10 protein-coding genes, 1 tRNA gene and 1 pseudogene are annotated in these 9,708 nt (G+C 60.7%); 8 read left to right on the forward strand and 4 right to left on the reverse strand.

Translation table 11 applies throughout. The features are described 5' to 3' along the window. Positions 1 to 29: 29 nt before the first annotated feature. A complete protein-coding gene (gene yqhD / locus L972_RS19270) occupies positions 30 to 1,193 on the reverse strand; it encodes an alcohol dehydrogenase (protein WP_005356302.1) in 1,164 nt (387 codons plus the stop codon). A gap of 157 nt (positions 1,194 to 1,350) precedes the next feature. Here yqhD and L972_RS19275 point away from each other — a divergent pair, with 157 nt between their 5' ends. Then, positions 1,351 to 2,253 (forward strand): AraC family transcriptional regulator, encoded by a 903-nt coding sequence (locus L972_RS19275; RefSeq protein ID WP_005339751.1) that lies wholly within the window; start codon positions 1,351 to 1,353, stop codon positions 2,251 to 2,253. A gap of 17 nt (positions 2,254 to 2,270) precedes the next feature. Further along, positions 2,271 to 2,783: a lipocalin family protein gene (locus L972_RS19280; RefSeq protein WP_047440373.1), complete on the forward strand. Its 513-nt coding sequence runs from the start codon at positions 2,271 to 2,273 to the stop codon at positions 2,781 to 2,783. Between the two features lie 65 nt (positions 2,784 to 2,848). On the opposite strand, the gene L972_RS19285 is transcribed toward L972_RS19280, so the two are convergent. Together L972_RS19285 and L972_RS19290 are read right to left on the reverse strand one after the other, a co-directional pair. Then, a complete protein-coding gene (locus L972_RS19285) occupies positions 2,849 to 4,741 on the reverse strand; it encodes a methyl-accepting chemotaxis protein (protein ID WP_047440375.1) in 1,893 nt (630 codons plus the stop codon). Between the two features lie 207 nt (positions 4,742 to 4,948). Beyond that, positions 4,949 to 5,446, reverse strand: coding sequence for a lactoylglutathione lyase family protein (locus L972_RS19290; protein WP_047440377.1), 498 nt, complete (start codon positions 5,444 to 5,446; stop codon positions 4,949 to 4,951). A 100-nt stretch (positions 5,447 to 5,546) separates the two neighbouring features. On the opposite strand from L972_RS19290, the gene L972_RS19295 reads away from it, so the two are divergent. Further along, positions 5,547 to 6,419, forward strand: a complete 873-nt coding sequence (locus L972_RS19295; protein ID WP_005339742.1) for a LysR family transcriptional regulator — start codon at positions 5,547 to 5,549, stop codon at positions 6,417 to 6,419. A gap of 142 nt (positions 6,420 to 6,561) precedes the next feature. Here L972_RS19295 and L972_RS19300 read toward each other — a convergent pair. Next, positions 6,562 to 6,638: transfer RNA gene (locus tag L972_RS19300), tRNA-Trp, on the reverse strand. A gap of 201 nt (positions 6,639 to 6,839) precedes the next feature. On the opposite strand from L972_RS19300, the gene L972_RS19305 reads away from it, so the two are divergent. The 5 genes and pseudogenes from L972_RS19305 to L972_RS19320 all read left to right on the forward strand — a co-directional run. Next, a complete protein-coding gene (locus L972_RS19305) occupies positions 6,840 to 7,382 on the forward strand; it encodes a hypothetical protein (RefSeq protein WP_047440380.1) in 543 nt (180 codons plus the stop codon). 99 nt (positions 7,383 to 7,481) lie between these two features. Beyond that, positions 7,482 to 7,676, forward strand: a complete 195-nt coding sequence (locus tag L972_RS21570) for a hypothetical protein (RefSeq protein ID WP_013724188.1) — start codon at positions 7,482 to 7,484, stop codon at positions 7,674 to 7,676. Then, positions 7,657 to 8,577 carry an aspartate carbamoyltransferase gene (gene pyrB / locus L972_RS19310; protein WP_005339735.1) on the forward strand — a complete coding sequence of 307 codons (921 nt, stop codon included), beginning with the start codon at positions 7,657 to 7,659 and terminating at the stop codon, positions 8,575 to 8,577. The genes L972_RS21570 and pyrB overlap by 20 nt, the downstream gene beginning before the upstream one ends. Before the next feature lie 15 nt (positions 8,578 to 8,592). After that, on the forward strand, positions 8,593 to 9,057 hold the full coding sequence (pyrI, locus tag L972_RS19315) for an aspartate carbamoyltransferase regulatory subunit (RefSeq protein WP_005339730.1): 465 nt from the start codon (positions 8,593 to 8,595) through the stop codon (positions 9,055 to 9,057). 200 nt (positions 9,058 to 9,257) lie between these two features. Next, a pseudogene (locus L972_RS19320) lies at positions 9,258 to 9,665 on the forward strand (arginine repressor); the annotation flags it as partial. Positions 9,666 to 9,708: the final 43 nt, after the last annotated feature.

The following is a 9,708-nucleotide window of genomic DNA, read 5'->3' on the forward strand; positions in this document are numbered from 1 at the left end:
TTCGCCCGTTTGGCGCCGATTGGCGGCCCTTACCAGGCCGCTTCATAAATATGCTGGCTCTGCACCAGATCGATATCGCTGTGCTCGCCCAGACGGGTCATGCCGTGCTCACCCAGCTTGCCGATCAGAGTGTCGATACCCAGATCTTTCAGACCGTAGTCGCGCAGTCGGGTCTTGACCCCCATCCGCTCGAAGAAGTCGCGGGTCGCGGCGATGGCATCGTCGATGCGCTCCGCTTCGCTGCCGCTGTTCAGACCCCACACCCGCTCTGCGTATTGCAGCAGCTTGGCATGTTTCTGTTTGCGCTTGGCCTGCAGCAGGGCGGGCAGCACCACCGCCAGAGTCTGGGCGTGGTCGAGGCCGTGCAGGGCAGTCAGCTCGTGACCCAGCATGTGGGTGGCCCAGTCCTGTGGCACCCCGGCACCGATCAGGCCGTTCAACGCCATGGTGGCGCTCCACATGATGTTGGCGCGCACCTCGTAGTTGTGCGGCTCGGCCAGCGCCTTGGGGCCCTCTTCAATCAGGGTCAGCAGCAAGCCTTCGGCGAAGCGATCCTGCACCTTGGCATTGACCGGATAGGTGAGGTACTGCTCCACGATGTGAACAAAGGCATCCACCACCCCGTTCGCCACCTGACGCTCGGGCAGGGTGTAGGTGAGCACCGGATCGAGCACGGCGAAGCGCGGCATCACGAACGGCGAGAAGAAGTGCACCTTGTCGCCACTGCTGCGACGGGTGATGACGGCGCCCATGTTCATTTCGGAACCGGTCGCCGGCAGGGTCAGCACGGAACCGAGCGGGATGGCGGAACGCACTTCGCTGCCGACGGTCTCGAGAATGTGCCAGGGATCCTTGGCCAGATCATAGTGCGCGGCAGCAGCGATAAACTTGGTGCCATCGAGCACGGAACCACCACCAACGGCGAGCAGGAAGTCGACCCGCTCGGCACGGGCCAGCTCCACGGCGCCCATCAGGGTCTCGTAGGCCGGGTTCGGTTCGATGCCGCCAAATTCAAACAGGGTCATGCCAGCCAGCTCGTTGCGGATCTGTTCCAGCAGGCCGCTGCGCACCACGCTGCCGCCACCGTAGGTGATCATGACGCGGGCGTCGCTCGGAAGCTGCTCGCGCAACTGGGCGATCTGCCCTTGGCCGAACAGGATTTTGGTCGGGGTATGGAGAGTAAAGTTGTTCATCGACATTGCCTTATTCTGATAGTCAGGGCGGCTAGGCCGCGAAATCGTGATTGCATTTTTCTCCAGAACCACCCTACCATCAAGACAACATCCTGCTTGATTCTTGCCTATTTCTACAAAGCAGCGAAAACCGGAACTGTCGAATCAAAGAGCGCCCATGCAAAACCGTTACAGCGACCTCGCAACCAGATTGACCCGCCACGTCACTGCACCCGGCATCACCCCATCACCGGTGAAACAGGTCAACCTCATCTATACCACCGAGCACCATGGCCGCACCCCGGTGCTCTACCAACCGCGGATGATCGTTATCCTGCAGGGACACAAGGTGGGTTATCTGGCGGATCAGGTATTTCGCTACGACCCCAACCACTACCTGCTGATGACCCTGCCGCTCCCCTGCGAGTGCGAGTGTTTCGCCTCCCCCGAGCAGCCGCTTATCGGGTTTACCATCGAGATCGATCTGGTCACCCTACAAGAGCTGCTGCTGGAGCTGGGCGATGCCCTGCCTGCCCCCGCGCCGCAAAAGAGCGGCGTCCACTCGGTCCCCCTGTCGGAAACCATGTTTTGCGCCGCCGAGCGACTGATCGAGCTGATGGACAACCCGCTGCACGCCAGGGTGCTGGGGCCGCAGACGGTGCGGGAGATGCTGTTCCACGCCCTCACCGAGGGGGGCGGGCCGGCGCTGCAGGCGCTCGCCAATCGCCACAACCATGTGGGCCAGATCGCCCGGGTGCTGCGTATGATAGAGTCCCGTTATGCCGACAACCTCACCATGGAGGAGCTGGCGCGGGAGGTGAACATGAGCGTCTCCGCCTTTCACCACCACTTCAAGGCGGTCACCGCCACCTCGCCGCTGCAGTACATCAAGTCGTTTCGCCTGCACAAGGCGCGAATGATGATGCTGCACGACGGCATCAAGGCGGGCACCGCGGCGGCCAGAGTCGGTTACGAGAGCAACTCCCAGTTCAGCCGGGAGTACAAGCGCTTCTTCGGCAGCACGCCGACGGATCAGGCCTCCCGCTTCCGGGATGGTCAGCTGCGCATCATCGAGGGATAACAAGAGAGGGATTACTTATGCGTTCACTGCTTTGCCTGTTCACCGCTTTGCTGCTGACGGCCTGTACCGGGATTGCCGACGGCATTCGCCCCGTCACCGGCTTCCAGCTCGATCGTTATCTTGGCACCTGGTATGAGATTGCCCGCCTCGACCACAGCTTCGAGCGGGGGCTGGAGCAGGTGAGCGCCACCTACAGCCTGTGTGACGATGGCGGCGTCAAGGTGCTCAACCGCGGCAAGCAGAGCGATGGCAGCTGGCGCGAGGCCGAGGGCAAGGCCTACTTCGTCGGCAACCCGGACGAGGCGCGGCTCAAGGTGAGCTTCTTCGGCCCCTTCTACGGCGGCTACAACGTCATCGACCTCGACCCCGATTACCAGCTCTCGCTGGTGACCAGCTACAACCACGACTACCTCTGGATCCTCTCCCGCTCACCCAACCCGCCCAAGGCGAAGGTGGATGCGCTGGTCGCCAAGGCGAAGTCGCTGGGCTTTGCCACCGACCAGCTTATCTGGGTCAAGCAGAACCCTTAAGCCAGTCGTGAAATGACAAAGGGCAGCCCGCGGGCTGCCCTTTCTGTTGCTGGCGTGGCGGGATGTCAGAGCCGGAAGCGGCCGATCTCCTGCTCGAGCCGCTCGGTCAGCGACTTGAGTTCGGCCGCCTGCGCCGCCTCGTTGCCAGCCTGCTCGGCCAGCTCTTGCGAGACGTGGCGGATATTCTCGGTATTGCGGCTGATCTCGCCGGTCACTGAAGTCTGCTCCTCGGCCGCTGCGGCGATCTGGGTCGCCATGTCGCTGATGGAGCCGATCGCCTCGTTGATCCGGGCAAGGCTCTGGTTGGCCGCTTCCGCATCCTCGACGCTGGTACCCGCCAGCTGACGGCTGGTCTCCATGCCACCCACGGCGCGACGGGTGGTCTGCTGCAGGGTCTCGATCATCTGCTGGATCTCGTCGGTGGAGTCGTGGGTACGGCGCGACAGCACCCGCACCTCGTCCGCCACTACCGCGAAGCCTCGGCCCTGCTCACCGGCCCGGGCCGCCTCGATGGCGGCGTTGAGCGCCAGCAGGTTGGTCTGCTCGGCGATGCCGCTGATGGTCGCCAGTATGCCGCTGATCTTCTGGGCATGGCTGTCGAGCTCATTGATGATCTGGCTGGCATCGGCCACTTCGTCCGCCAGGCCGGTAATGCTGCGCTGACTCTGGCCAACCTGGGATTGACCAGCGACCGCCAGTGCGACCGCATCGGTGGCGGTAGTGGCGGCAAACTCGGCGTTGCCAGCGATCTCCTGGGTAGCGGAAGCCATCTCGGTCACCGCGGTCGCCACCATCACGATCTCGTCCTGCTGCTGGCGTACCCGCTGACTGCGGGCCTGCGCCCCGGCCGCCTGAGCGCGAGACTGTGCCGCCAGCTCGACGGTCACATCCCGCAACCGGCTGACGATACCGTGCAGCCGCGCCACGAACTGGTTGAAGTTCTGGGCCAGCTGACCCACCTCATCCTTGCTGTGAGTGTTGATGTGAACGGTGAGATCCCCCTCGCCGTGGGCAATGTCGTGCAGGGCGTGCGCGACCCGACCGAGATCGGCGAACAGGTATTTGAAGGTGGCGGTGAGCAGGGCGCTGAACACCAGCATCAGCACCAGGGTCAGCCCCACCAGCTCCCACAGCAGACTGCTGAGCGGCGCCTCCAGCACATCGCGATACATCACCATGGCCAGCAGCCAGTCGGTACCCGGTACCGGTTGTACCGCCAGCAGTACATCCCGCCCGTCGAGGGTGGCGGCGTGCAGCTCGCTGTTTTCGCGGCCCCACTGCTGGAAGATGGCGGCAGAGAGTCCCGGCGCCAGCTCGGCGATGGGCTTGAGCGCCAGATCCTTCTGCGGATGGCCGACGATGAGGCCGCTGCTGTCGAGCAGCATGGCGTAGCCCTCACCCTGCACCTTCATCGCCAGCACTTCGTCGATCAGCTTGTCGAGCGCCAGGTTGGCCCCCACGGCGCCGACCAGCTCCCCCTGATGGCGCACCGGCTCGGAAAGAGTGACCACCAGCTTCTGCATGGTGACGCTGACATAGGGGGCGGTGACGATCAGCTGCCCCGCCTTCACCGCATCCTGATACCAGGGGCGCTCGCGCGGGTCATAGTTGCCGGTGTTGAGGGAGGGATCCTGCCGGGTCATCACCCCCTGCGCGGAGCCAAAATAGGTGAGGCCGAAGCCGCCCGAGGTGTAGGCCTGCTTCAGGTGCGGCACCAGCTCGGCTTGGGGGTTGTCGCTGATCAGGTTGACCAGCGCATGGACGGTGTTCTTGCGATCCGTCATCCATTCGCCGATGGCGACCGAGTAGGCGTGGCCATAGTTGACCGCCTCGCTCTGGATGGCGCTCATGGTGCGGGATTTTAGGGTGTGAAAGGCAACGATGCCGAGCAGTGATGCCATCAGCAGCACCACACCAAGACTGGTGGCCAGCAGCTTGCCGCGCAGAGAGAGGGTCATGACGACGAATCCTTGTTGTTGTGTCAGGCAGGGAAAACCCTGATGTATCAAAGGCTATCGGCCGCAATATGAACAGACTTTAGTGAATCTGTATATTTTCCCATCTATCAACAACAGAACGCGCTATTCGTGTGAACCAGATCGCTATTCCATGCTACTGACTCTTGTAACAACAAAGCAGCAGGCCGCCCGAAGGCGGCCTGTCACTTACCCCTGATATGCACCGGCGGAGTAGGTCAGCTCATAGCTGTGACTGTAGATCTCGACGATATTGCCGAAGGGATCTTCCATGTAGACCATGCGGTAGGGTTTCTCGCCCGGGTAGTACTCGCGCACCGGCATCCGCTGCTTGCCGCCCGCCGCGACGATGCGCGCCGCCAGCCCCTCGACATCCGGATCCTGCACGCTGAAGTGGAACACCCCGCTCTTCCAGAATTCGAAGTTGTTCTCACGGCGCTCGCTGTTGGGGAACTCGAACAGCTCGATGCCGATCTTGTCGCCGGTGGAGAGATGAGCGATACGGAAGGAGCCCCAGCCCGGGCCAAACACGTCGTTGCACATCACGCCGATGGCGGAGTCATCCTCGGTGATGGTGGTCGCCGGCATGATGAGATACCAGCCCATCACCTTGGTATAGAACTCGACTGCCTTGTCGAGGTCAGTCACCGTGATGCCGATGTGGGAGAAGTTGCGTGGATAGGTCATACGTCACCTTGAAATTGTGTGTGGGAAACAGGTGACATGATAGGAAGGGGCGACATAATGAAAAATAAGGTCAAACTAATGGAAGGCATAAATTAAATTTATGGTTAATCCACTCTGGCTCCATACCCTGGTGGTGGTGCATGAAACCGGCAGTTTTACCCGCGCCGCCGAGCGGCTGGATCTCACCCAGGCCGCCGTCAGTCAGCATATCTCGCGCCTCGAGGCCGAATTTGGCCCCCTGCTGCTGCGCAAGCCTCGCCAGCTGGAGCTCACCCCGCGCGGGCTGGTGCTGCTCGACTTCGCCCGCCAGCAGGCGCAGGCCGCCGAACAGCTGCGGGCGCGCCTCTCTGACGATGACCCTCACCGCGGCGCCATCACCCTGTCCACCCCGGGCAGCATCGGCCTGCTGCTCTATCCCCTGCTGCTCGACCAGCAACAGGAGCACCCCGGACTCACCATCCAGCACCGCTTTGCCCCCACCCCCGACATAGTGCAGGCGGTGCTGGCAGGGCGCAGCGATCTGGGACTGGTGGATCAACCGCCTGAACACCCCAGCATCGCCGCCGAGCCCTTCGCCCGCGAGCCCCTCTGTCTGGTGGTGCCCAACGACGGCGAGGAGCAGAGCTGGCAGCACCTCTGTCAGCTCGGCTTTATCGACCACCCGGATGGCCGCAGCATGGCACAACGCCTGTTGGGACGACGCTACCCCGGCCAGCGCGTTGACGAGATCCCGCTGCGCGGCTTTACCAACCAGATCGGCCTGATCCTGGAGCCGGTCGCCCGCGGCCTCGGCTTTACCGTGCTGCCCCGCTTCGCCGTCACCGCCTTTGCCCAGCAGGAGAAGATCCGGGTGATCCAGAGCAGCATTGAAGTGATCGACACCCTCTGGCTGATCTACCGCGCCGAGTGGCCGCTCCCCGCCCGCCACCAGCGGCTGGTCACCGTCCTGAAACAGCGGGTTGCTGCACATTGAACGCTCTTGCGGCAGACATCGAGATCAATATGGCCACAGTCACCGGACGGCTAACGGCAAGAAGGAGAAGAGAAAGAGAGGGATAAATTGGCGAACGCCGGAAATGCGAAAGGCCAGCTCAATGAGCTGGCCTTTCTGAAAATGGCAGGGGCGGCAGGACTCGAACCCGCAACCATCGGTTTTGGAGACCGCTGTTCTACCAATTGGAACTACGCCCCTGCAACAAACGAGGCGTAGTATACAAAGTGGAGATCAAAGGTAAAGGCTTTTTTTACGCTTTCGATGCGATTGCACAAATCCCGAACAAGTCGAGGTTGTTTGTGCAGCAAAGCGGGATAACTTGCTGTATTTGCAGCCCTGCCGGGGTAGGAATGGGACATAAATGGGGGTAGGGTGAAATCAGGTACCGGGAGGCCACTTATGCTCAATTACCGACTGCTCCAACAACTGGCGCCCCTCAACTTCAGGGATGAACGCAAGACAGAGTCCCTGCCCGCCTATCTTGAACGGGTCGCACCACTGGTGCCCTTTATTCCTGAAAATGTGCTCTCCCAGTGGATTTACCGCCATTGGCGCGGTTTTGAGTCCAACTGGAGCTTTATCGATCTCGCCAGCCATCAGTTCACCTGTGAAAGCTGGCCCACCGCGCAACTGGTAGAGCAGGTGGACTCCCGCCATATGGAGGTGATCGAGCGCTGGGGCGAGATGCTGCGCAGCAACCGTTATGTCCGCCGCTCCTGGCTCGGCGAGAAGATGCTGAGCGACGGCACCTGGCCCGAACCTGTCATCGTACTGGTGCCGGAAGAGGGTTCCAGCTACCCGAACGGTCATCCCCTGCCCCGCCCCTACTGCCTGCTGGAAGGGCACCACAGACTCGGTTATTTGCGCGCCATGGCCCGCGATGGGGAATCGCTGCAAGAGACGCACAAGGTGTGGATTTGTCGTCATGTTTCCGCCACTTAAACGTTTTTCATGCTGAAATTGACATCGGAAATAAAATTTTGACAATTAAAAAAGCGGCCCTATAATCTGTCCGGTTTTGAAAAAGGTCGGGACGAAACGATGCAGTTTTTGATTCAGAAAACAGCCTTGCAGACGGGTGGTGCGCACCAGAGCGGCCCCGTTGTTTCCGGTTCCCACCCCAACGATCCCCAGTTATTTTTAAAAAAAGCCCCTGTTTCAGGGGCTTTTTTTTGTGCCCGAAAAACCTCCAATGATGTCAAAGGGAATGCAGACGATGACCAATCCACTCTATAAGAAACATGTCATCTCCATTTCGGACCTGACCCGGTCAGAAATGGAACTGGTAGTCTCAACCGCACAACGGTTGAAGGCTGAACCTGACACCAGCCTGTTGAAAGACAAGCTGGTTGCCAGCTGCTTCTTCGAAGCCTCCACCCGCACCCGCCTCTCGTTCGAGACCGCGGTACAGCGCCTTGGCGGCAACATCATCGGCTTCGCCGACGGTGGCAACACCAGCGCCAAGAAAGGCGAGACGCTGGCTGACTCCATCAAGATCATCGGTTCCTACTCGGATGCGGTGGTGATGCGCCACCCGAAAGAGGGCGCGGCCCGTCTGGCCTCCGAATTCTCCCGCGTGCCTGTCATCAACGGCGGCGACGGCTCCAACCAGCATCCGAGCCAGACCCTGCTCGACCTGTTCACCATCCATGAGACCCAGGGCCGTCTGGACAACCTCAACGTCGCCTTCGTCGGTGACCTGAAATATGGCCGCACCGTGCACTCGCTGGCCCAGGCCCTCAGCCTGTTCAACTGCCGCTTCTTCTTCATCTCCCCGGAAGCGCTGGCGATGCCGGACTACATCTGCGAAGAGCTGGAAGAGAAGGGCATACAGTTCAGCGTCCACCAGACCATGGAAGAGGTAATGCCGGAGCTGGACATCCTCTACATGACCCGCGTCCAGAAAGAGCGCTTCGACGAGACTGAATACAAGCACATGGCTGCCAAGTTCATTCTGGAGCTGGCGACTCTGGAAGGGGCCAAGCCCACCATGAAGATCCTGCATCCCCTGCCCCGCGTCGACGAGATCGATGTGGCGGTCGACAAGACTCCCCACGCTTGCTACTTCCAGCAGGCGGAGAACGGGGTCTATGCACGCCAGGCGCTGCTGGCACTGGTACTGAACGAAACTGTCTGAGCTTAGGGGAATATCATGTCTGACAAGAACCAACTGCAAGTCGAAGCCATCCGTCACGGCTCCGTCATCGATCACATCCCCGCTGGCCAGGGCATCAAGATCCTCAAGCTGTTCCAGCTGGTTGAAACCCAGGAGCGGATCACCGTCGGCTTCAACCTGAAGTCCGGCGCACTGGGCAAGAAGGATCTCATCAAGATTGAGAACACCCGCCTGACCGAACAGCAGGCCAACCAGCTGGCGCTGTTCGCCCCGAAAGCGACCGTCAACATCATCGAAGACTTCAATGTGGTGAAGAAGCACCAGCTGGAGCTGCCGGAGTTCATCGCCGGCGTGTTCCACTGCCCCAACTCCAACTGCATCTCCCACAACGAGCCGGTAGACAGCTACTTCCGGGTGCGCGAAGTGAAGGGCGTGGTGCGGATGAAGTGCAAATATTGCGAGAAGTCCTTCACTCAGGACATCGTCAGCGAGCGTTACTGATATCTGATTGGGCCCCGCGGGGCCCATTTTTGAACCCTGTCACATCACCGAATTTCCAGTCAGCTATAATTTGCCATCGCAAGATGGTAATGCCCGCTCATTCCCTGCATATAGGTTGATTATCAGTGTTTTTACCTGATAACTGACTGCTATGACAGATATCGCGCGTTTACCTCCGGTCATCATCAAAGGAATTCGCCGTGGTCAAAACCCTCAGTCGTCCCGTTGCCCAAGAGCCCGATCTGGCCCAGCTGGATGCCTGTCGCCAGATCATCGGTCAGCACTGCTACAGCACCCAGGAAGAGATCCGTCGCGAGCTGTCGGAGCGCGGCTTTGCTGACATCAGCCAGTCCACAATCTCCCGCCTGCTGCGCCGCCTCGGCGTCGCCAAGGCGCAGAATGCCAACGGCAAGAAGGTCTACACCCTGGTCGATGAGCAGCTGGAACCCGCCGGCAGCACCCGCTCTATCCACGACATGGTGCGCGAAGTGGTACACAACCAGCAGATGGTGCTGATCCACACCACTCCGGGGGCCGCCACCGTAGTGGCTCGCCTGCTGGATCGCAACGCCAATCCCGAGATCATGGGCGCCGTCGCGGGCAACGATGGGTAATCCCCCCGAAAAACTGAGGTGCTCATAAGTAGAATTT

It is taken from the genome of Aeromonas sp. ZOR0001 (genome assembly GCF_000801015.1).
Taxonomy (GTDB): Bacteria; Pseudomonadota; Gammaproteobacteria; order Enterobacterales; family Aeromonadaceae; genus Aeromonas; species Aeromonas veronii.

What these genes read in the sequence shown, in the direction of transcription:
- yqhD (WP_005356302.1), bottom strand. Translation starts at nt 1,193, where the DNA reads ATGAACAACTTTACTCTCCATACCCCGACCAAAATCCTGTTCGGCCAA.
- L972_RS19275 (WP_005339751.1), top strand. Translation starts at nt 1,351, where the DNA reads ATGCAAAACCGTTACAGCGACCTCGCAACCAGATTGACCCGCCACGTC.
- L972_RS19280 (WP_047440373.1), top strand. Translation starts at nt 2,271, where the DNA reads ATGCGTTCACTGCTTTGCCTGTTCACCGCTTTGCTGCTGACGGCCTGT.
- L972_RS19285 (WP_047440375.1), bottom strand. Translation starts at nt 4,741, where the DNA reads ATGACCCTCTCTCTGCGCGGCAAGCTGCTGGCCACCAGTCTTGGTGTG.
- L972_RS19290 (WP_047440377.1), bottom strand. Translation starts at nt 5,446, where the DNA reads ATGACCTATCCACGCAACTTCTCCCACATCGGCATCACGGTGACTGAC.
- L972_RS19295 (WP_005339742.1), top strand. Translation starts at nt 5,547, where the DNA reads ATGGTTAATCCACTCTGGCTCCATACCCTGGTGGTGGTGCATGAAACC.
- L972_RS19305 (WP_047440380.1), top strand. Translation starts at nt 6,840, where the DNA reads ATGCTCAATTACCGACTGCTCCAACAACTGGCGCCCCTCAACTTCAGG.
- L972_RS21570 (WP_013724188.1), top strand. Translation starts at nt 7,482, where the DNA reads ATGCAGTTTTTGATTCAGAAAACAGCCTTGCAGACGGGTGGTGCGCAC.
- pyrB (WP_005339735.1), top strand. Translation starts at nt 7,657, where the DNA reads ATGACCAATCCACTCTATAAGAAACATGTCATCTCCATTTCGGACCTG.
- pyrI (WP_005339730.1), top strand. Translation starts at nt 8,593, where the DNA reads ATGTCTGACAAGAACCAACTGCAAGTCGAAGCCATCCGTCACGGCTCC.